Raw genomic sequence first — 20234 nt, 5'->3', positions numbered from 1 at the left:
TGTTCTTGACATATATAAAGAAAAGATGATCTTATCGACTTTAATAGCAAAGAAAAATTAAAAGATATTAAAAATAAAATTAATAAAATTCTAGCAATGAAACAACATATGACAACATATTAAAGCCGGACTCAAATGAAATTTACGATTTAATAATAGAAATTGAAAAGGACTTTCAAGAAAACTTATAAAGATATCACAATAAAAAAAGAACAAAAGGCGCTGCTCTTTTTTATTTATACCTGTTGATTATTTTTTAATTTGAACTAAGTTTTTATTAATTAGTAATTAATTTTAAATTTTAATTAATTTTGATTATTAAAATTCATTAAAAAGAAACCGAGGAATAATATTTTGAAAATTAAGTCATTAATATATTTAAAGTTCATGGTCTTGCTTTTATTTTCTTGTACAGTTGATGCTAATCTAACCGAAGACTATAAAACCAAAGTAAAAGAACTTCTCAATAGAACAACAAATGATAAAGCAAAAACAAATATTAACACAAACCCAAATGCTGTACAAAGTCACACAAACACTAATAAAGTAGCTGGGTTACAAAAACAACCACAAGCAGCAAAAGCTAAACAGCCGCAAATCTTGCAAAATCAAGCAAATCAAGCTCAAGCAAGTCAAGCAAGTCAAGCAAATCTGAGACACTTATTAAATCTAGTAAATTCACCACAAGGAAATCTAAAAAATACACAGGTGAAAATACAAGTCACACCGCCAAAACAAATAGCACAACTAGCACAACTAGCAGCACCTGCTCAATCAGTTAAAAATGTGCAAAAAAGTATAAAAATAAATACAAAAACTCAACGCAAAAGAATCCAAAAATTACCACCAAGACAAGAATATGCCTTTAATGATGATTACAATTTGCGTCAAGCAATAAACTATACAAATTTTGGCTTACAGAAAAACAATAATTCTTCTACAGCTTATGACAAAGTTCAACTAGGCCTTAATCAAAGATCTTTTAGCAATCATTCACAAACATTAAAAAATGACCTTATTAGAAAGGTAAATGCAGAAAAAACTAAAACAAACAACAATAATGGATTTAGAGAACCTTACGATCAATTTAAAATGAAAGATTTTGCATTTGATCTACTGGATGTTATTTCAAAAACTTCGGTTTACGATAGAAGTTACGCGCCACAGCTTAACTCTAACACACCAGAAGCAGAAAATGAAAGATATAAATTCTATGCGATTTTGAATTTTGATCAATCCAAAGCCGAACAATTTGGATCAATAATGGAAATCCTTTACGGTGAAGATCAAAATCACAGCTTAATCAGATCATTAATAATATCAGGACTTGGAATACAAATTTCTTTCGAACTTGCACTAGAAGAAATAGAAAGTAAAATTGAAATCTTTAGCCAAAAGCTATTAAACAATACAATTGACAGCTTTAATTTTGACATTCAGATGCAAGAACTTAGCTTGAAGCTTAATTCAATATTAACTGAAAGAAAAGAATGGTCAAAACACGTTGACTCCCTTATTGCAAATGTAAACTCCAATGCGAGCCTAAAAAATCCTCAATCTTTGGCACAATACATTGAAAACAGGTACTTAGATAAAATGCAAAATGCTCGCCAAACTGTTCTTGATCTATACCTTAGCATAACGGAACTTAAATAGTTTATTTAAAAAACGAAAATAAAATTTTTTATAACTATTTTAAAAAAAAGAAGAGAATCTATCTCTTCTTTTTTTATTGTTCAATTTAAAATTTGAACTAAATTTAAATAATTAAGTATTAATTTTAAATAATTAAAATTACTTAAAATTTTTATTAAAGGATCAAATTTTGAATAAGAAAAAATTTTTAATATTTATAAAATTGGGGCTAATAGCATTTTTTTCTTGTAAGCTAAACTATGAAGATAGTCCAAGCAAAGTAGCAAGTTTTAAAGAAACAAAATTAGATGAATTAACCCTTAAAAAAGAAATAAACAAAGGGCTCAAAAGCACAACAAAAGACTTAAATGCTCTTAAAGGCAACAAAAGCAATAAAGTCAACAAAGATTTAATTGACAAACTCCTTGAAATCTTAAAAAAAGAAATGGCAATAATAAAAAGAGACAAACTCCAAACAGAAATACCTAGCCAATTTGGACTAGCAAATAACATGTTTGAACTAATCAATGTTTACAAAACAAACTCTGATGGGGTAAGACTACAAGAGAAAATGAACTCAAGCCTAGGGGAATCTCAAAAAATGAGGAGACAATTTTATTCATCACTAAGCTACAACACTACCGACATTTTTAATTTGGCAGAGATTGTAAAAAAGCTCTACAATAACCCAAAAGCCCACGACACAATAAAAACAATATCACGGGGCATACAAATTCAACAAAGATTTGAAGTTGCGCTTGAAGATTTATCAATTAACATGGAGACACTAAAAGAAAATACTTTTAGTAAAAAAACTTTAGAAGAAATTTATACTGTAATTGTTGATTTAGTAAAAACAAAAAAAGAATGGCTTAATACAATAGAAACACTAATTAAAAGTTCAAACGCAACCTTAGAGCTACAAAACAATATAGAAAAACTAAAAAATCACATAGAGCAGCTATATAAAGATAAAATAATTTCTCTTTGCTTGAAATCCGAACAATTATTAATTGCCCTAGACACATTATTTAAAAAAGATAATAATTAAAAAAAATTTTCAAAACAATAAAATCTTGAACCTAAAGAGAGCGTAAGCTCTCTTTTTTCTTATTTTTTTTTGTACAATAACAATTTTGAATTAAAGTTATTAATTGGGTAATTAAAATTATTAATTAATGATTAATTACTTAAAATTTTTATTGAAGGATAACATTTTGAAAAATAATAAATTAATTGCAATATTTTTATTGCATACATTAACTGTGCTAATTTTGCTCTCTTGCTCGCTAGAAGTCAAAGACAACACTGAAAATGAGGAAAATAAAAAAGCAAAGACAAAATCAGCCAAAAGCGCAAATGGCTCTCTAGGCATTAAAAAAATGTCTAAAAAAGCTAAAACTGGTGAGAAAGCAATGGACAATCTATTTGTTGCCATTAATACTCTAAAAAATCCGCCAAAAGTTACAGCTAATAATAAAAAAAAATCAAATTCATTAGCCTTAAAACAATCTAACAATGCCAATGCTCCAAAATTAGACCCTGAGTCTCAAGAGTTAATAAACAAAATATTAACCAGATCTGAGAGTATTATTAAAACAAGCGAAATTGATTCTAACAAAGGTGAGCCTGATGACCAATTTGGAATGAAAACAGAAATATTTAGTAAAATATTTTTCAATGCAGGTTCAACAGTTCCTTTTGACGAGAACGAATATTTAAATGAAAGAAGAATGCTTTACACATCCTTACATTTCGACGAAAACGTAATTACAAATTTTGGAGAAGTTTTATCAAATCTCAGTCAAGATTCAAACTACCGAAACTTAGTTAAAGAAACCCTTATAAACAGGGGATTTAGCATTCAATTAGCAATGGAAGAAATCAGTTCAAACATACTAGATGTAAAAGACAAGCTACAACAACTAAACAAACCTAATTTGAAATCACTCTTTTATGATTTCAATAAACTTCTAACACTTAAAGACAAATGGCTAAAAGATGTAGATGACATTATTAATGACTACAATACGAATCAAGAATTACAAACTAACATTTCAAAATTATATGAAAATATACGCTCAAAAAATTCAAGAGCTCAATTCGCAGAAATTCACGATTTAATTTTAAATTTAGTAAATACAACTACCAATATTCTTGCCCCAATTAAGTAATATTGGTCTGTGATCCAAAAGGAAGGAGAGATTGTTGACAATCCTCCCTTCTTTTTTATATTTAATTTTTCTAATAATTGTTTATTTGTATTCTAAATTAATCTAAAACTAGACTTTATTACTTTTTAATTGCCTTCATAGATTGTTTATTTGACTTCATAGGTTTTTCTTCTGGCATTGGAGCTGTAACTTTTGAATCTTCATCGCTAGCATTTTCCATTTCATCTGAAATTCTTGTAGTTTCGCAAGCAATAAATAATATCGCACTTAAAAACATAGCGTACATTAATTTTGTCATTATTTAATTCTCCTTGTTTAAAATTTATACTATATTAAAATAAAATTTTAAAATAATCAATATTAATTAGTTTTTTATTTCAAAAAAAAATATTATAAAATAAGTTATAAACTATTGATAAAATATGTATAAAATGATATCATATATAAATAAATTTGGACTGAGGAATAATTAAATATTTATGAGTGCAACTTTAAATATTTTAAAAAAGAATTTAAGCAATTCTAATATTACAAAAGATGATATGAATGCATTTAAAAATAATCTAATTTACAAAAGTAATTTTACAAAGCCTTTTAATCCTATTCTTTATGCACAATTTTATATCAGAACCTACAATGTAGATTCAAATGCAACAATTGAAATAAAATCAGAAGCACAATATTTAGACCAATACGATAAAATTGCACTCACAAAAGGTAAACTAAAATCAATAAGCATCTTGGCTCACAAAAATACTATGAACAAAAAAGGTTTGCAAAACCTGATTCAATTAAAAAATCATGAGGATTTTATTTATTTTTTTGAAAATAATTACATACGATGTTGTTTAAATTTCGAAGATAAGCAAAAAAGGGAAATCAATTTAATGCCTTTGTTTCATTACCACAGCTTGTTAAGCATAAACAAAGCAATCCTAAGCACAGAAAAATCAGGCAATTTACAATTTGGAAGCTCATTTTATGTATCAACCAATTACAGCTGGAAATATCTTAACTTTACCAAATTCCAAAAAAGCCTAAGCAAAATCAAAATTATCTATTCTCCTTATTCTAATAAAAAATATTACATTAAATTAAGTCAAAACATTTACGATACACTCAAAATATTAACCAATGCTTCAAGATTAAAAGAATTCATCAAATAGCTTAAATAAAATTTAATTTATTAAACACTTCCCACACACGTTTCAAAGAGGCGCTCCGCCGTGAGTCCTCTTTGTATAAATTTATAAAACTTTAAAAAAATTCATCTTTTAAAATGTGAGCTATACTTAAACTAACTACAAAGCTATGCCAAAATTATAGCTTGTTAAAGCAATATAAAATTAATACTACTTTTAACTACCTCCAAAGAAGTTCTTTTATTGCGTTGAAGAACTTCTTTTTGCAAAAATAAATACCTGCTATTTTTTAAAAATTTTAATCTAATATTGTTTAAAATAACTTATTAATAATCATTAATGGTGTATAATAAATACATAAAGGATAAGGAACAATAAATGGTTAAAAGGATAATTTTGATATTATTAGGATTTGCAATATTATCTTGCGATTTGTTTACAACTAAAAGCCCAAAAAATTCACGAACGGTTTTAGAGCCAAAAAATCCAGAACAAAAAACTAAAGAACAAAAACCTGCAGCAAAAATAATTCCCACAGTATCAATTCAAAGTGTAGAAATAAGACAATCAAATAACATCCCAACAAGCATTGAAAATTACTATAAACAAGCTTACCCTATTCAAACATTTTCTATTGATTTTAGCATTAATAGAGAAAAGGAATTCCAACAAACAGAAGATAAAATCTTATCTACACAAGGAGTAGTAGCATCTCTGAGCATCTTAATACAACAAAAATTGTTAGACTTTAAACAGCCAAAAAATTCCACTTTCAAAACATTTAAAGAAATTCAAAATATTGAGAATTTTTTCCAAAATCAAGATCTCTTATTTGTTTTAAACCTTAAACCTAAAAATGGTAAAAATATTATTAATATTATGCTCAATCCCCCAAACGACATCGGTAAACCCAAAAATCATGTTTTACTAGGCATTAAAGATATAATTAAAAATGGCATAGGTGAACAGAACTTAAATCCTATTTATAGATTTCAAATAAAAAACAACAAAGATTACCATTCAATAGACTACAACAAAATATCTATTACCGAAAACAGCGTAGAATTAGACCTATTACCGCACAATCAAATCTTTAAACTAAATAAAAATTTCACGCAAATCCTAGAAATACTAACAGACATAAATAAGCTAAAATCATTAATTCAAAAAGAATATATCTAAAAATATATTAAGCTTTAAAATTATATTTATTTAATTGATAAATATAATTTAATAATATATAATTACACTTAAATTGCTTAGGTTAGAGGAATGATTAAATGGTTAAAAAAATAATGTTTATTTCGTTTTTAGTATTTATGATGTCTTGCAACGCAATTGGTCGTGGGGTTTTAATAGATTCTATTCTTAATAAAGTGATAAAAGACTTTGCTAAAGAAGAAGAAGAAGAAGAAAAAGAAAATTCAAACTCAAAGCCCTCAATTAACGAAAATGCTGATGACGATTCTGAAGAAGAAGAAGAAGAAGACATCGAGTAGAGTAAATCAAACATTTTATTTGAAAACACTTTATTAGATTAATATTTAAAATTTTAAGCTCACATTTTAAATATATTAATATATTCAAAGGAACATCGATTACACCCGATGTTCTCCTTTATTAATAAATCTGAAAAATTTGAAGTATGCTATACACTTAGTACAAAGCAAATCCTTTGCATCAATACAAAGAGAAGAATGGTGCTGATGTTTTATTTAAAAAATAAAACCGCGCCACTACTTCGACACCAAATTACAAATAAACCAAAGGCTAAAAAGTATTAAATACTAATTTCTACAAAATAAAAAATGAAAATTTAAAAAATAATGGTATAAAATCTATGATACCCCCTTAAAATCCCCTTAATAGGGGATTTTTTATTTAAAATTAAAATCTAATAAATAATGTGGTATAATATTTGTCAATATTCTTTTTAAAAGGAGTGCAAGGCTTTGAAAAGAACACTTAGAAAATTTTCAAACAAATTCTTAGTACTTGCGTCATGGCTGCTGATTATTAGTTGTAATGCTAATATGAATGCAAATGACAAAAACAAAGCCTTAAACGAACATAAATTAACAAATATTTCAGAAGTTATTAAAAATAGCTTCCAAATTGAATTGGACTTTAAAAAAGAACTCGAAGCAAACACCAATCAAAATACACCCCCCATTTTAGAAATTGAAAAAATTGAGCCTGGAAAACAAGAATTTCTCTTAAAATCTGAATCTGGTGGCGAAAGCTTAATGCCGATAGAAACACCAGAAGAAACAAACATGGCAAAATCAGAAGAAGAAATTGCAAAAATACAAGAGAAATTGTTGTTAATCGGAGCTTCTGATGAAATTACAGAACAAGCACTAGACCCAAATATGCAAAAATCTTTACATCCAACTACAATAGAATTCAAAATTTCAAGAACCCCTGACGGACAAACAATACTTAATCCAATTGACCCAATTGAAAAAGAAGAGATTAATACTAATATGGAAGGTAAATTTTTTGACCCGAAAGAAGAAAATAACCCCTTAAAAGAAAATACAAAAACCCAAAATCAATTCCAAAACCAAAAGATATACCTTAGTAAAGGTGAAAACTTTATTGCAAAAGAATACGCAGAAGAAGTTAGAAAATCTCTAGATAAAGCACTAAATGCAATAAAAAATTTAGAAAAGTCTAAAGAGATTGAATTCGAGTTTGAAATTGAAATTGAAAATTTATCAAAGGCTCTGGGAAACTCTGCAAACACAACAGACAGCTTGACTGTAAACAATAATAATATAGAAAAAACAAAAAATAAATTGCTTGAAGATCTAGAAAAAAGTGAGCTTATTTTTGAAGAGATTAAAGATCCCCTGGGAACAAGCACCATTAAACAAGTAATAGACGCTGCTATCAATTGGAAAGAAAAAGAAAATTTAAGTCAAATAAACTGGGACTTAGGATCTAAGTTTCATCCAAACCCAAAGCTTTACAACAAACAAGTAGCTCAAATATATAAAGCTTTGGCTGAAAAATTTACTAAAGTAAAAAATGAGTATAAAAATACAAAAGAACAACTAAAAGTTCAACCTAAATTGACAACCGCCAACATCAAAAAAATAATTGACGCATCAAAAGAGTTTGCAACTCAAGTAAAAAATTTAATCTTACTAGTAGAAGACAATAATAATAATCCTATCACAATAAACCCTAAAGTAGTTGTGAATTATTGATTTTTGCGCACTACTTCAAGCAATAGGACCCGTTTTCCCAGTTGTAGTTGTTGGCAAACCACTACTATTAATGTAAGTCAGGGTACCAGAACTATGCATGTGATTTTCGAATTTAGTTCCATTAATCTTTAAATTGCCTTTAATTTCAATATCATCTACATCAATAACCAATTTTTTAGCTTTAACTTTTATATTTTCACCTAGCGTATTAAACTCTTGCAAGCTCAATTTAAGCTCATTAAGCTTAATACCAATTTTTTGGGGATTAAGAACGCTTAGAATGTAAAAATAATTTTTATCAAAATGATTATTGTCACTTTCTTGGAAAATATTAAAATTACTTTGAAGCAAAACCACTTCATCTTTTTCTGCTAGATCAAGATTAAAGTTAGATATATTTCTAGTATTAATCTCTAGCTCTTCGTACTCTTTAATAGTAACAACACCTGTTTGAGTTTCGCAATCAAAACTTTTAATAACACCTATTCTGCAAATAAAAACATTCTCAAAAAGATACTCCTTAAACGCACCAACAGAAGAACCCTTCAGGCTGCTTACCCCTACGCAAAAATCATTATTTTTCATAATACATTCCTTTTTTAACCCCCAGAATAAAGTTCAAGATTTAAAACACACTCTCTAGTACTGCTTAGTCTGGCACTGGTATTCTTAACCTTACAATTAACGTTGTTTCCGTGCCTGTCTTTAAAGCTTAGACTGTCTCCAATCCTAATACTGTGAGTAAACATTACTTGCGCCCGGTAAAAAACTAAACTGGAATTGGCAGAACTTGCAGAGTCTCTTTGGGGAACAAACAAAAGTCCATAATCTTCAAGTCTTTTGTACTGACCAGAAATAACTTGTCCAAAATTAGTAAAAATAAATTTTGAATCAACGTCTTGCCCAAGATTTCCAATGTCAACAACAACAGAATCAACGTACCCTTGTCGCATTAAGTGTTCTATTAATCCTTTTGGTGAGTTGCAAGCCAAGCTCTCGTTAATCACTCTTGATTTTTCAAGTCCATTCATGCAAAAAATTGCTTTATCCTTAAACACATAATTTATTACATCAGCAACAGTACTACCTTTGAAATTTTTATACTCAAATTTTCTCTCTAAAAAGGTAGCCTTGGACAAAAGATATAATTCACACTCAAAACTAAAATTTTCAGACCTACCAATTCTTTCAAAAGGTGCTCCTAAATAACCAGCCATAATAAATTGATAATCTTGCTGATGCGCAAACTTCTTATAATAAATTTTTACAATGTCTGAGGTATTAAAATCAGAAAAATTTACAGGCACATTAAAAATTTGAAGTTTGGTTTTTTTACCAATTATTAAATTATTCTCAGAATACGTATTTTGAATAACAATATTTAAATCGGGAGCACCATTTTGAGTGGCAATAACAACCCTGGGCCGCAAGCCTGCAAGTCTCCCGCCAATGCTATTTTTAGAATCAACTGCATTGTAAAATTCAATTTTAAAATCGTATTGAAAAATTAACATCTTTTTTAAATAAAACTCCTTTTTAAAATTAACAAACCAATAAATCAATATTGCCTTAGAAACTTAATTTTCTATTCTTGACTTAATTTATAATCAACATTACTGCTGATAAGCTTTTAAAGCAAATCAAAATAAAATATTCAAATTAAAGAATTTAGCTAAATTGATCTTCTTGAAGATCAAAAAACTCATCTTCACTTTGATCCTCCTCATTAACCCAATCGTCTCTGCTATCTAGCTTATTTAGATTCTCATCTAGATCCTCATTTGATTCTTCTAAATTTTCGCTGTATAACATATCTGGATTTTTGCTACCTTTACCAAGATCTTCACTTTCTAACTCATCTGAAAGCCTACTATCTGGGCTAATATCATACTTGTTTAAGATTCGTCTTTTATCACATTCTTTTGAATCTTGTGATTTTTTTGAAGCTCTAAAGTCTGAAAACTGTGATCTGGGCGGGCTGCTGGGGATACCCTTAAAAGACTTTAAACGACTCTGATCAGGATTTATTCTTCTTTGAATATTTTCATTAGATCTTGCATTCCTAAATTTAGCTTGAAAATAATTTTCTAGAAAAACAACTTTTTTAATGATTCTCTCTGCAATAAGTTTTGTATATTTTGGATTTTCAATCAAACTTTTATTTTTATAATTTTTTGTTAAATGTTTATATCTTCTTGAAATCTTAAGCAGTGGCAATTCAACTTCTTTTTGAAACCTACTCTTAGAGAGTCTGTTTTTTATTATTTTCTGCAAAGTATTAGAATAAACACTCAACTTATTAAGCTTAGTAAGTATTTCTTGACTTTTAATGCTGCCGGCTTTATCTTGAGATTTGGTTAAAATTCCATTATCAATATGGTGCATTAATACATATGCCAAATCTATGTCTTTTTTGTAGTTCCATTTTCTAAAATCAAATGGTCTTGCTACACTTGCATGAGTTGTTGAAACAATAAATAAAAAAAATATAAAAATAAGCTTAAAATGTCTCATTAATATTCTCCCAATATTAAAGCTATATTTACTTAATATTTTAACCTTTATATGTCAAAATACTAAACGTTTTGCAAATTTTTAATTGCAAGCTAACTTCTACCTCTTCTAGATACACTGTATCTTTAAGCTTTAATGAATTAATACTCACCACCTCATGAAATCCTACTGAAGGGCTGTACATACTGTAATAAACCCCTAAGTTAAACCTCTGTCTAAATTGCATTTTTATGAAATTGCTGTTAAATTCTAAAGCACTGTTCATAAAAGGGGTTTCTTTTAACACCCTTAGTAAAGTTTTGTCATAAATAGATGACAAAATCCCTTTGTTAATTGATATGATCTCAGGCCTTGTTGTAATGTTAAAGTTCACATATTCACTTTTTGTATTTGTAAAATCAATCACTGCACGGTCTGAACTTATGCTTGAGAGATTCTCTTCTATTAGATCATTCTTTATGAAAATAAAAAACAGTTGCGGAATGTACCCAAGCCCTTTAAAATCAAGTCTTGGAAAAAGTAAAACAAAATTTGAAATACTTGCTAAACTTGAAATTTGATTTACAACATCTTCTATTAACCTTGTAGTTTGTTTTGTGATCATTTTAAACCTCTTTTAATTTAAGGCATTCTAGAATCATCATCAATTCCTCTTGAACTTGATCCGCCATTATCCCTTATCACATTTGTCATGTGCTCAACCAAAGGTAAGTTTTCAAATGCCTGTACTAATATATTGCCAAGATTTGAAAAAGTATTTCTTAAAGGATCTAATACACTACTAGTAAAATCGTAACTTTTAGCCCATTCTAAAAGTTCTACAGTTTTTTCTAAAAGTGGATCTACTTTTTGCTCAGAAACACTGTTTATTATTTTATTGCTATTTAAAACTTCAGGATCACCGTTTAACTTACTCTTTAGAGACATTGTTGGTTTGTCTAAACTTAAAACTTCTTCTAAATCATTCTTGCTGCCTAGAAAATCATTTATTAGACTAATAGCTTTAAAATCATTTTTTGCGTGCCCTAAGTTTTTTAATTTCTGTGCAATCTCAACAATAAAAGAAAAATCATTTAACTTTGAATTTTGTGAACTTTGAAGAATATAAAGTTTTCTTAAAAAATCATTTCTTTCAAATTCTGTTTCAAAAGATCGCTGGCCTTTTAGTATTTCATTTGCACTTTCTCTATGACCATCTTCGCAAATAAGATTTTCAAGACTTAGTTGGGAAATTTTTTTGTCTTTCAAACTTTGAAATTCATTTAAAGACAACTTAAAATCATTAAAACCATTTTTTATACTTAAAAAATCAACTACCCCCAGGTCCTTTGACAGATTTCTTAAAAACATTAAATTTTCCCAAATAAGATTATTTTCGTCTTTGAAGCTTAATGGCTGTAAATCAGCCTTAACGCTAAGTGCAGTCTTGTCAAAATTGGAATTTAATACCAACTCTTTGGGTGCATTAGTTTGATCTTTACTAGAATTGTTAAAAAAATTTTGCTTAAAAGAATTTTTAATATTTTCAGTTTTAAAATATGAATATTGTTTGTTAAAATCTAAATCTAATTTATCTACTTCTGGCTTTACATAAAAATCAAGATTGTTACTTTTAAAATCTAAATTCTTAGCGCCCAAAATACTTTTATCTTTTGCAAAGTCCAAATCCTTTAAAGTACTCTTTAGTTTGTTTTTCTTAAAATCTAGGTCAAAGTACTCCTTAAAAGAACTACTTTTGCTTGCGGCATTAAAAGATTTAAAACTTGCTGATTTTTGTAGATTATCGTTTTTTAGCTTTTCAATGCTTTTTAGTCTTTCAAGACTTAGGGATAAAAAATCCTTACTACTTATTGGGCTTAAACTAACATTTAAAAAATCTTCCTTTTTAAAGCCTAAAAGTTCTTTTTTTAAATTATTCCTGGTGGCATTTCTATCAAGCACGCCTTCTAATTTAATTGTAAATTTATCCTCATTATTATTTTCTTCGTACATAAAAACCTTTACAACATGCCACTAAAGGACAAAACTCGTTCGTACATTTCCTTGTTAAGCTTTAAATTAGCCGCTCGGGTAACCTCTACAAGCTCTTTGTAGCTCATTTTTTTAATATCTTTGTATGTACAAATACCCATTACAATAGGAAAATAATATTTGTTAGATTCCTTTTTCAAATGATCTATGTATTTTAAATAACTAGTTGCAATCTCTGATTTATTCATTAGTACCTTCTTGCAGTAAAGGCTCAAGACTGTCTTGCAAAGAAGCTTCTTGATTTAAATTAGATGATAATTTGCTTGTAATTAAAAAATTATAACTCCAGCGCTCATCAATGTAGTCATACTTGATATAATCACCGTTTCTATCTTGAAAACTTTCTATGTAAACTAAACCGGGTTGTTTAAACCCTTCTATTGTTTCAAAAAGTGAATACTGCACTGAAAAAAGAATCGTGGGTAGAGCATACTTGTAAAGCTCAGAATATCTTCTCTCTTTGTCTAGAATCTCATAAAATTCATCTAAAAACCCTCTTGAGATCATTAATTTAGTTATTTCTTTTAATGTTTGCAAACCGTTGAGTTTGCTAATAAGTTCATCTCTTTCAACATCAAATCCCAAAACATTGTCCCATTCGTACATTGGAATATCCTTTAAAACGTATGTATATGTTTTGGCTCTGGTTAATATTTTTAACTTATATCTCATTTTAAATTCTTGTCCTTTATTAAAATTTAAATTCAATCAACTTGCTTTCTCAACATCACAATTGATTGCATGAATTGTAAACTTCACCGTATCATTATCAGATGAATACTTTCTAGTTGGAATTTCTGCAAAAAATGCACTATTTGAAATAATTTTCAATCCCATTTGATCATTAAACACTAATCTTTTTAATTTTTGAGATTTTGGGACATTCTCGTAAAATTGCTCGTTGCTTAACTTTGTTAAAAGCTTGTAATCAAGAGATCCTTTGCTTACTTCTAAATCAAAAATATGAACAACAGTTCTTGGGTCTCTAAAGCTTGGAATTGGAAAATTTCTGTCTTCTGTGCTTGCTTTAGCCATTATATTGGGCTCTGTACTGTACTCAACAGTACCTCTGTCTATTAAATTATCATTAAAGCTAAAAAATACTAAATCTAATGAATAATATTCTCTCATTATGATGCTCTCCTTAAATATTCATTTATCTCTTGTGCAGTAATTATTAAACTAACATTATTGAAACTGTCATTATACTTAAGCGCAACTTCTAAACTTAAACTCAAACCCTCAGAAGAGTTAATTTTAAGTTTTATCTCTTTGTAAGAGATAATAAGACCTCTTTCTTTAAGTTCATGGAAAAAACATTCAAGCCCTGCTGTGTATTCGTTTGGCAAATTCCCGCCCAAATTTAAAGCACTAAGTTTACTGTTAGATCTATTGTTCTTATTCCAAATCCTAATAAGTTCTTTGATTGCTTCATTTTTAATATAATAAAGCGTAAAAGCCTCATCAATTGGATCCCCCGAAAGACTAACACCTTCTTTGAAGGCAAAAATGCCATCATTGCCAGTTTCATTTAAAAGAGAATAAAAATTAATATTGGATTTTCTAAGAGAATCAATTATTAAATCATCATAAATAGGAGTAGAATTTAAAATCATCCCATAAGGATTAACAGCATGGAAAATACTTGCTTGATGCAAATACATCGCTGTAAACTTAAGATGCAAATTTTCATTGCCGCTGTAAACAGCAATAATATTTTTAAATTCACTCTTGTCTTTGCCTTTTAAAAAATTTGATAAATTATTTTCTTTAGTAGAAATTACAATAAAATTGCAAGCCTTTCTAATAGTTTCAAAATCGCTGCTAATAGCGTCTTCCGCTTCATTTACAAAGACTACAAACGGATGTAAATTGGATTTTAAAAAATCTTTAATCTCTTTAATCTGATTGTAAACATATAAATCAACTGATTTGAGTCCTTCTTGTCCAAAAAAATCGCCCATTGATTTTTGTAAAGCACTTACCTGATCACTTGCTATTTTTTTCTTAGAAGAATCAGACTCATGTACTTTTTGTATCTCAAGTTTTTTAAGTAACTCCTCAAAATTTGTAACACTTAATGCCAAGTATTTATTTTCTAAAACACTGCTTTTGTAGACTAAAAGCGGATTGTAATAATTAATTTTGTTGGTAATCAGTCTGTTCTTAACCAAGCTAACGCTTATTGTATCTTTTGGCATTTTTCCTCCTTTTTAAATTTCTTTTTTTTAATTTTTTTTTAATTTTTTAAAATTTATATTTCTTGTTTTATAACCTGTATATTTGCAAGAAAAATCTGATTTAAGCTAAAACACATATTACTGTGCATATTCGAAACACCAAGCAGTCCATCATTATTTAAATTACTAATCGAGCAGAGATAATAAGTTAAAAACAAACAATAACCCCCTTCAAGCTCTTTTATAAACTCAAACCTAAATTTATTCTCATATAAAAATTCCAAAAAGTGCTCGTAAACTTTGCACATACTCTCATAAGAGTCTCTGCAAGCTTTAAGTAAAGTAAAACTTAAAAAATAAAGCGAAAACCTTAATCTAAACTCATTAGATGTTTTACAAAAATTTTTACCCTTTAGATTTCTAGGAGTAAGCCCTTCAAAAGATTCACTTTTTAATACAATTAAATTACTAGCATTTGTGGCAAACTTTTCCAAATACGGGTGGTTGTAGGTGTTTAAAATTTCTAACTCTATTTCTTTAAGATCTAAATATTCTTTAAATTTCGTAAGTATTTGAATTAAAAACTGTACAGATTCGTTTAGTCCTACAATCATGCTCATCCTTTTATTTTTGTTTTTGAAAAATTAAATTTTTCAATGTTATTGGCAAAACTTTCAAATTTTTTAGCCTTAAAAGCACTTTTGTGCCGAAGATCTAGTTGTCTGCTAAGTAAATAATTTTTATAAAAAACTCTAAACTGATCTTTTATTTCAATAAGCCCTTTTTGAATAGATTTCCGAAAAGCTATTTTTATTCCTTTGTTTGAAAAAATATTAGAATAAAACTCTTTGTAAGCAGCCTTTGCCAGCTTAAAAGTAATATCTCTTTCAAGTTCTTCCGATTTGATATTAATGCTATTTTCTGCATTAAAAGAATAAGTATCTTTAAATCCAATTTTTAAACTCAACAGGAACTCCTTAAAACTAGCGTGTTGTAATTTAAACCTTCCTTGTAGCCTTTTTGAACTCCCAAAATTGAATAAAAATCATCATGAGCCTTAACCAAGTCTCCGTACTCAAACTTAAAACTCTCAAGAGTATACACTTTGGCATAGCTATTTTTATCAAAAATATTTACGCCTTCAATTTCAACCGCTTCTTCTGGACTTATTAGCAAAAACATTCCTCTAAAACCAACAGCATCAGAACTTTTAAATCTAGTTTCATAAGATGCATTAATTGGATCTTTGATTATTCTAAATTTGCAGAAAAAAAGATCTTGCGAATATGAACTTATAATATTACTTAAACTTGTATTAATCATCTCTAAAGATTTCATTTAATTACCCCTATTAAAGAGTTTTTTACTCTTAACTCTTCTATTAAGCTATCCAAGCATTTACAAAAATCACCCCCACAACTACTGCTGGCACTTAAAGTTGTGGGGAAATATTCTAATGATATCTCTTTAAATTTTTCAGATTTGATGTAATTTAAATTAAAACCTTTCAATCTGTTTCGTTTTTTTAATTCACAGCCAACAAAATAATAAATTAAAACAAACATTGTTGCATCATTTAAACTTTTAATTCTTATTCTTTTAAGAATTAAAATATTTTCAAGCAAATTCAAATATAACAAAAATTCTTTCATGCTAAGATCTTTAGCGTCAAGCATTAAAAGTTCAAGTATTTGGTCATATACTGGCTTTAAGCCTGATTCTAGATTCTCAGTGTCTAAAGTTTTTAACTTTACGCTTTGAATTTGATTCGAATCTATTTTACTTTCATTCATTTTTAGCTCAATTTTATTCTAAGAATTGAATTTTTTGTTGCCAAAATTGTTCCAATAGAAAAGTCAAGAAAACTCGTTCTAAAATTACTACTTGAAACTTCTGTGTATGAATTTAATACAGGCTGATGTCCGTCTTTTAAAAGCAGTAGTTTGCTGCTTCGTGGATATATTAAAATTTCATCGTCTAATAAATTTGTAGTCTCAAGTTCAATATTTGCATCATTATTAATTGCGCTTATGAAATCAAAAAGCATATCTTTGTATGAATAATTATTGTTTGGAAGTCTTTCTAGTAAACGACCTTTGATTTTGCTAGTTGTAAGTATTTTAAAAGGAACCCTTCTCTCATCTTCTAAATTAATCTTTCCAAGCTCATCATTTATTGATTTTATTTGATCCAATATGTTTGCATGTTTAATCGTTTTGTCTATTTGGTTTGGAAGATTCAAAAATCCATACATAGTTTCATTGTTAGACTCATCAACAAGAAGCGTTCTTTTACTACTTTTTGAGAGTGCAAGTCCCCCTTTTAAATAATGAGTGCTCATTAATTTTTGTATTTCAATTATTGCTCCTAGAAGTCCTTCTCTCATGTTAATGTTTGTATTTGCCTCTACGTTAACTTTTCCATCTGGTGCATAGTATGTAAATGCATACTGAAAAGGCAAATAATTAATTTTTACTATTTGTCTTTGAAACTTGATTGTTGAGACTGTATTAAAATCATTAACCTTTAGTGTAGGAACATCTGTTAAATTAGAATACCACTTGATAATTCTATCACTTCCAAGAGAAATATTACTACTCTCTATTTGGGGCGAATCTAAAAAATGATAATATTCCGGAATTGGGCATTCACTCACCAAAACATCCCTTACTGTGTCTACATACTCATCGTTATTTAATGTACTCCTGTCCATTTTAAATTCTCCTATTTTAAATTGCATCTTTTATTTGTTTGACCAAAAAAAGAACTCTAACACCAAAAACATCCTTTCTGTCTTTAAACTCTTCAACCGGTCCTAATGCTAAAGCATGAATAACTGTTGCATTCTCTAAAGCTTTTTCTAAAAACCCTTCACTGTTTATTATTAATTTATCTTCTGCTTTAATTGTTTTGTCCTTAGCAATCAAAACACATTCAAAACTACAACTCATTGGGACAACCGTACCGGTTTTTGAAAAATCATCAAAGTCAACACAAACTCCATAAAGATCACTACCGCCACCTCTTGCTATTTGTAAATGTGGGCCGTTAACAATAAGCTTCACCCCGCATTTGTAACAAAAATCTTGAGCTTGATAATTTTCAAACTTATCAGCAGAAGAGTTTTTAAGAATGCCTTTTTGAGCAAAATAAAACCCTTCATCTTGAAATTTACTGCCCTCAAACACGGGGTAACTGTTAGCATTAACACTTTGCAATTTATCTAAAACATTTTTTTGAGTTTGATTTTTTTTTAAACTCTCAAGCTGACTCTCAAGTTCTACTTTTGATGCTTTTAGTTTTTCTATCTCTTTTTGAAAATCAATTGATTCACTCATTAATAAATATCTCCTTTTTTAAATTATTTTTTTATTAAAAGCTTAAATTACAAAAATTTAAGCTAATACTTTTTTATTACAATAAAATTCACGCTTAAGCTCTTCCCACTCATTAAGCATTGCTTCTCTTAAATCATTATATGTGCCAAAAAAAGCATTTTTGTTTCTTAAATTATTTTCCTGATTTGCATTTACTCTTTGAAAATCTATTGTTTTGTATGAATTTTTTATATTCTTATTCTGCTCAATATTAGTCTTTGCAACCCTTATTAGTATTGAGAGAGAAGATGAATCAATCTCATCAAGGTTATTAGTGCCAGCTATTGCTAAAATTTGAGTCGCTTTTACATACTTCCTAATAAGCTCTAAAGCTTGCCCTTTTACAACCTCTTTAAAAGAATACCCTTTTGATAAAAGATTTTCTGTATTGTACTCAAAACTTAAATTATCATTTGCAAGTTTATTTATCTCAACAGATTCTCTTAAGTTGTTGTGAGAAAAATTATTTGAATCATCATTACCACTTTTAAGATTTTTATATTCTAAAAACTCCCTAATTAAAGCATTACTAGAAACTTCATTGTCTGTATTTAACTTTTTAAAATCTTCTTGGGCGCTTTTGCTCTTGTAATCTATACCCTCAGAAAACTCTTTTTCCATAATTACCCCTTTTAAATAACTAAACTTAATTGTTCTTTTAAATTTTCTCTTGCCTTATGACTTAGATTTTCATTTTTAATTAAATCTAAATATTTTATATAAACATCAAGAAGCAAATTGTCTCTCTCAAGTCTTTGCTCGTAGCTTAACACTTCAAGTTCATTAAACTTCATATTTAATCTGTAATATTTGTTAAGCTTAAGATTGCATGCATTAGCAACAGATTCTTGTACACCTTTTAAATAATCGTAATAATTGCTTTTGTCTCCCTTGCCACTACTGCCTAAGCCTTTTACCTGCTCATTAAAACTTCTAGTAAGTGGCTCTTTAGTATCAGCACCAATTTTTGCTTTAACAAGTTCAAATGCGTCTTTTAAAAACTCTAAATCATACTTTATTACTTCTAAATGAGCATTCTCCGATGCTGTATAAAAAATTCCATCGTTGTTTAGCGCGCTTTTAATCTTGCCAAGCTCTCTGTTAAGCTGCTCAGAAACACTACTTAATGCTGAGAAGCTTTTGTTTGGCTCTTGACCTTTAAAAAAGGTAGAAAATATTTTGCCTTTATTATTGTTTGCTAAAACACTAATTTCTTCTTTTGCAAGCTCTAAAGACTCAACAAGTCCCACTAAATGTTCGTCTTTGTAAAACAAAAAATTATAGTTTCTTATTCTTTTTTCTATTTCTAAATAAATTTGTTCCAAAAGACAAATATTAAGAAGCAAACTTTGTGTATAAGCTGGTTCGTGTGATCCTAAAACATAATCATAATTTTCATAAATTATTACTCTACTTTTATCTATTTTTACAATACTTGCCTTCTTACCCTTGCCATCTAAGTCTTTTGAAGTGGAAAGGTATTCTATATACTCAGATTCTCTTTTGTTAATAATTTTTTGAAAATCTAAATATTTAAAACCTGTGGGCAGTTCACTGTTAACCTTTTTACTTAAATCTTCATCTTCTCCTTTGGGTTTTACCAAAATATAGCCTGCTCCATTAAATCTATAGCTTATCATTGCCTCAAGAAGAGCCTCTTTTAATTCCACCTTTAAGCCCAAAAGAGATTCTCTACTTTCTTTTAAACAAGAAGTTTCAAGTAAACTTAAATTAATTCCATTTTTAAGAGCATCTTCTGCAGAACTTTCTATGTAATTCCTAAAAAAAATTGAATATTTGTAAACATCAATAGGATTAATTTGGGACTGTTTGCTTTTTATTTCCATTTTAAATTCATTAATCATTTTTTTAAATATCATTATACATTATTATATCAAAAACCGTTTTTTATGCAAATCGTTATTATTTAATATTTATTATCAAATAATATTTATAAACAAAATTT

General features: G+C 28.2%; 25 protein-coding genes. 7 read left to right on the top strand and 18 right to left on the bottom strand.

The window, feature by feature from the left end:
• The first annotated feature begins 354 nt into the window (after positions 1-354).
• The 3 genes from HNP68_RS04535 (at position 355) to HNP68_RS04525 (ending at position 3809) form a co-directional block, all read left to right on the top strand.
• Positions 355-1656 carry a complement regulator-acquiring protein gene (locus HNP68_RS04535; RefSeq protein WP_183220961.1) on the top strand — a complete coding sequence of 434 codons (1302 nt, stop codon included), beginning with the start codon at positions 355-357 and terminating at the stop codon, positions 1654-1656.
• Between the two features lie 169 nt (positions 1657-1825).
• Positions 1826-2686, top strand: coding sequence for a complement regulator-acquiring protein (locus HNP68_RS04530; protein WP_183220959.1), 861 nt, complete (start codon positions 1826-1828; stop codon positions 2684-2686).
• Between the two features lie 166 nt (positions 2687-2852).
• On the top strand, positions 2853-3809 hold the full coding sequence (locus HNP68_RS04525; protein WP_183220957.1) for a complement regulator-acquiring protein: 957 nt from the start codon (positions 2853-2855) through the stop codon (positions 3807-3809).
• Between the two features lie 118 nt (positions 3810-3927).
• On the opposite strand, the gene HNP68_RS04520 is transcribed toward HNP68_RS04525, so the two are convergent.
• Positions 3928-4107 carry an Lp6.6 family lipoprotein gene (locus HNP68_RS04520; RefSeq protein ID WP_183220949.1) on the bottom strand — a complete coding sequence of 60 codons (180 nt, stop codon included), beginning with the start codon at positions 4105-4107 and terminating at the stop codon, positions 3928-3930.
• A 181-nt stretch (positions 4108-4288) separates the two neighbouring features.
• Here HNP68_RS04520 and HNP68_RS04515 point away from each other — a divergent pair, with 181 nt between their 5' ends.
• The 4 genes from HNP68_RS04515 to HNP68_RS04500 all read left to right on the top strand — a co-directional run bounded on the left by HNP68_RS04515 (position 4289) and on the right by HNP68_RS04500 (position 8166).
• On the top strand, positions 4289-4975 hold the full coding sequence (locus HNP68_RS04515) for a hypothetical protein (RefSeq protein WP_235684934.1): 687 nt from the start codon (positions 4289-4291) through the stop codon (positions 4973-4975).
• A gap of 354 nt (positions 4976-5329) precedes the next feature.
• Entirely contained in the window at positions 5330-6133 is an 804-nt protein-coding gene (locus tag HNP68_RS04510; protein ID WP_183220939.1) for a hypothetical protein, read from the top strand.
• A 98-nt stretch (positions 6134-6231) separates the two neighbouring features.
• Positions 6232-6450 carry a hypothetical protein gene (locus HNP68_RS04505; RefSeq protein WP_183220937.1) on the top strand — a complete coding sequence of 73 codons (219 nt, stop codon included), beginning with the start codon at positions 6232-6234 and terminating at the stop codon, positions 6448-6450.
• 453 nt (positions 6451-6903) lie between these two features.
• Positions 6904-8166 carry a hypothetical protein gene (locus HNP68_RS04500; RefSeq protein WP_183220935.1) on the top strand — a complete coding sequence of 421 codons (1263 nt, stop codon included), beginning with the start codon at positions 6904-6906 and terminating at the stop codon, positions 8164-8166.
• A 15-nt stretch (positions 8167-8181) separates the two neighbouring features.
• Here HNP68_RS04500 and HNP68_RS04495 read toward each other — a convergent pair whose 3' ends face one another.
• From HNP68_RS04495 to HNP68_RS04415, 17 genes are all read right to left on the bottom strand, one after another.
• On the bottom strand, positions 8182-8751 hold the full coding sequence (locus HNP68_RS04495) for a DUF777 family protein (protein WP_183220933.1): 570 nt from the start codon (positions 8749-8751) through the stop codon (positions 8182-8184).
• 14 nt (positions 8752-8765) lie between these two features.
• A complete protein-coding gene (locus tag HNP68_RS04490; protein ID WP_183220931.1) occupies positions 8766-9680 on the bottom strand; it encodes a DUF693 family protein in 915 nt (304 codons plus the stop codon).
• A 154-nt stretch (positions 9681-9834) separates the two neighbouring features.
• Positions 9835-10680, bottom strand: coding sequence for a hypothetical protein (locus tag HNP68_RS04485; protein ID WP_183220929.1), 846 nt, complete (start codon positions 10678-10680; stop codon positions 9835-9837).
• A gap of 40 nt (positions 10681-10720) precedes the next feature.
• Positions 10721-11284: a DUF792 family protein gene (locus HNP68_RS04480; protein WP_183220927.1), complete on the bottom strand. Its 564-nt coding sequence runs from the start codon at positions 11282-11284 to the stop codon at positions 10721-10723.
• 17 nt (positions 11285-11301) lie between these two features.
• Entirely contained in the window at positions 11302-12672 is a 1371-nt protein-coding gene (locus HNP68_RS04475) for a hypothetical protein (RefSeq protein WP_183220925.1), read from the bottom strand.
• An 8-nt stretch (positions 12673-12680) separates the two neighbouring features.
• The gene (locus HNP68_RS04470) at positions 12681-12899 is read right to left on the bottom strand and encodes a DUF1322 family protein (protein ID WP_183220923.1); all 219 of its coding nucleotides are present in this window, start codon (positions 12897-12899) and stop codon (positions 12681-12683) included.
• A complete protein-coding gene (locus HNP68_RS04465; RefSeq protein ID WP_183220921.1) occupies positions 12892-13383 on the bottom strand; it encodes a DUF1473 family protein in 492 nt (163 codons plus the stop codon). Before HNP68_RS04465 ends, HNP68_RS04470 begins: the two co-directional genes overlap by 8 nt.
• Positions 13384-13419: 36 nt before the next feature.
• Positions 13420-13842, bottom strand: a complete 423-nt coding sequence (locus tag HNP68_RS04460) for a DUF1463 family protein (RefSeq protein WP_183220919.1) — start codon at positions 13840-13842, stop codon at positions 13420-13422.
• Entirely contained in the window at positions 13842-14912 is a 1071-nt protein-coding gene (locus HNP68_RS04455) for a DUF787 family protein (RefSeq protein WP_183220916.1), read from the bottom strand. The genes HNP68_RS04460 and HNP68_RS04455 overlap by 1 nt, the downstream gene beginning before the upstream one ends.
• 53 nt (positions 14913-14965) lie before the next feature.
• On the bottom strand, positions 14966-15505 hold the full coding sequence (locus tag HNP68_RS04450) for a DUF764 family protein (protein WP_183220914.1): 540 nt from the start codon (positions 15503-15505) through the stop codon (positions 14966-14968).
• Between the two features lie 2 nt (positions 15506-15507).
• Positions 15508-15858, bottom strand: a complete 351-nt coding sequence (locus HNP68_RS04445) for a hypothetical protein (RefSeq protein WP_183220913.1) — start codon at positions 15856-15858, stop codon at positions 15508-15510.
• Positions 15855-16229 (bottom strand): DUF1506 family protein, encoded by a 375-nt coding sequence (locus HNP68_RS04440; protein ID WP_183220911.1) that lies wholly within the window; start codon positions 16227-16229, stop codon positions 15855-15857. The genes HNP68_RS04445 and HNP68_RS04440 overlap by 4 nt, the downstream gene beginning before the upstream one ends.
• Positions 16226-16684, bottom strand: a complete 459-nt coding sequence (locus HNP68_RS04435) for a DUF3890 domain-containing protein (protein WP_183220909.1) — start codon at positions 16682-16684, stop codon at positions 16226-16228. Before HNP68_RS04435 ends, HNP68_RS04440 begins: the two co-directional genes overlap by 4 nt.
• A 2-nt stretch (positions 16685-16686) precedes the next feature.
• Entirely contained in the window at positions 16687-17604 is a 918-nt protein-coding gene (locus HNP68_RS04430; protein WP_183220907.1) for a hypothetical protein, read from the bottom strand.
• Positions 17605-17620: 16 nt separating this feature from the next.
• A complete protein-coding gene (locus HNP68_RS04425; RefSeq protein ID WP_183220905.1) occupies positions 17621-18229 on the bottom strand; it encodes a DUF228 domain-containing protein in 609 nt (202 codons plus the stop codon).
• Positions 18230-18286: 57 nt separating this feature from the next.
• Positions 18287-18889, bottom strand: coding sequence for a DUF1357 family protein (locus tag HNP68_RS04420; RefSeq protein ID WP_183220903.1), 603 nt, complete (start codon positions 18887-18889; stop codon positions 18287-18289).
• A gap of 11 nt (positions 18890-18900) precedes the next feature.
• A complete protein-coding gene (locus HNP68_RS04415; RefSeq protein WP_183220901.1) occupies positions 18901-20133 on the bottom strand; it encodes an anti-CBASS protein Acb1 family protein in 1233 nt (410 codons plus the stop codon).
• Between the last annotated feature and the right edge of the window lie 101 nt (positions 20134-20234).

Origin of the sequence: Borreliella yangtzensis, from assembly GCF_014201775.1 — a bacterium.
In the GTDB taxonomy this organism is placed as follows: domain Bacteria; phylum Spirochaetota; class Spirochaetia; order Borreliales; family Borreliaceae; genus Borreliella; species Borreliella yangtzensis.
The sequence above is the reverse complement of the archived record's forward strand: the minus strand, read 5'-3'. Positions and strand labels throughout refer to the sequence as shown.

Excerpts from the sequence above, each read along its gene's own strand:
- HNP68_RS04420 (WP_183220903.1), bottom strand. The coding sequence starts at position 18,889 with ATGGAAAAAGAGTTTTCTGAGGGTATAGATTACAAGAGCAAAAGCGCC.
- HNP68_RS04490 (WP_183220931.1), bottom strand. The coding sequence starts at position 9,680 with ATGTTAATTTTTCAATACGATTTTAAAATTGAATTTTACAATGCAGTT.
- HNP68_RS04415 (WP_183220901.1), bottom strand. The coding sequence starts at position 20,133 with ATGATTAATGAATTTAAAATGGAAATAAAAAGCAAACAGTCCCAAATT.
- HNP68_RS04450 (WP_183220914.1), bottom strand. The coding sequence starts at position 15,505 with ATGATTGTAGGACTAAACGAATCTGTACAGTTTTTAATTCAAATACTT.
- HNP68_RS04460 (WP_183220919.1), bottom strand. The coding sequence starts at position 13,842 with ATGAGAGAATATTATTCATTAGATTTAGTATTTTTTAGCTTTAATGAT.
- HNP68_RS04430 (WP_183220907.1), bottom strand. The coding sequence starts at position 17,604 with ATGGACAGGAGTACATTAAATAACGATGAGTATGTAGACACAGTAAGG.
- HNP68_RS04475 (WP_183220925.1), bottom strand. The coding sequence starts at position 12,672 with ATGTACGAAGAAAATAATAATGAGGATAAATTTACAATTAAATTAGAA.
- HNP68_RS04435 (WP_183220909.1), bottom strand. The coding sequence starts at position 16,684 with ATGAATGAAAGTAAAATAGATTCGAATCAAATTCAAAGCGTAAAGTTA.
- HNP68_RS04455 (WP_183220916.1), bottom strand. The coding sequence starts at position 14,912 with ATGCCAAAAGATACAATAAGCGTTAGCTTGGTTAAGAACAGACTGATT.
- HNP68_RS04485 (WP_183220929.1), bottom strand. The coding sequence starts at position 10,680 with ATGAGACATTTTAAGCTTATTTTTATATTTTTTTTATTTATTGTTTCA.
- HNP68_RS04495 (WP_183220933.1), bottom strand. The coding sequence starts at position 8,751 with ATGAAAAATAATGATTTTTGCGTAGGGGTAAGCAGCCTGAAGGGTTCT.
- HNP68_RS04465 (WP_183220921.1), bottom strand. The coding sequence starts at position 13,383 with ATGAGATATAAGTTAAAAATATTAACCAGAGCCAAAACATATACATAC.
- HNP68_RS04440 (WP_183220911.1), bottom strand. The coding sequence starts at position 16,229 with ATGAAATCTTTAGAGATGATTAATACAAGTTTAAGTAATATTATAAGT.
- HNP68_RS04505 (WP_183220937.1), top strand. The coding sequence starts at position 6,232 with ATGGTTAAAAAAATAATGTTTATTTCGTTTTTAGTATTTATGATGTCT.
- HNP68_RS04520 (WP_183220949.1), bottom strand. The coding sequence starts at position 4,107 with ATGACAAAATTAATGTACGCTATGTTTTTAAGTGCGATATTATTTATT.
- HNP68_RS04510 (WP_183220939.1), top strand. The coding sequence starts at position 5,330 with ATGGTTAAAAGGATAATTTTGATATTATTAGGATTTGCAATATTATCT.
- HNP68_RS04515 (WP_235684934.1), top strand. The coding sequence starts at position 4,289 with ATGAGTGCAACTTTAAATATTTTAAAAAAGAATTTAAGCAATTCTAAT.
- HNP68_RS04425 (WP_183220905.1), bottom strand. The coding sequence starts at position 18,229 with ATGAGTGAATCAATTGATTTTCAAAAAGAGATAGAAAAACTAAAAGCA.
- HNP68_RS04480 (WP_183220927.1), bottom strand. The coding sequence starts at position 11,284 with ATGATCACAAAACAAACTACAAGGTTAATAGAAGATGTTGTAAATCAA.
- HNP68_RS04470 (WP_183220923.1), bottom strand. The coding sequence starts at position 12,899 with ATGAATAAATCAGAGATTGCAACTAGTTATTTAAAATACATAGATCAT.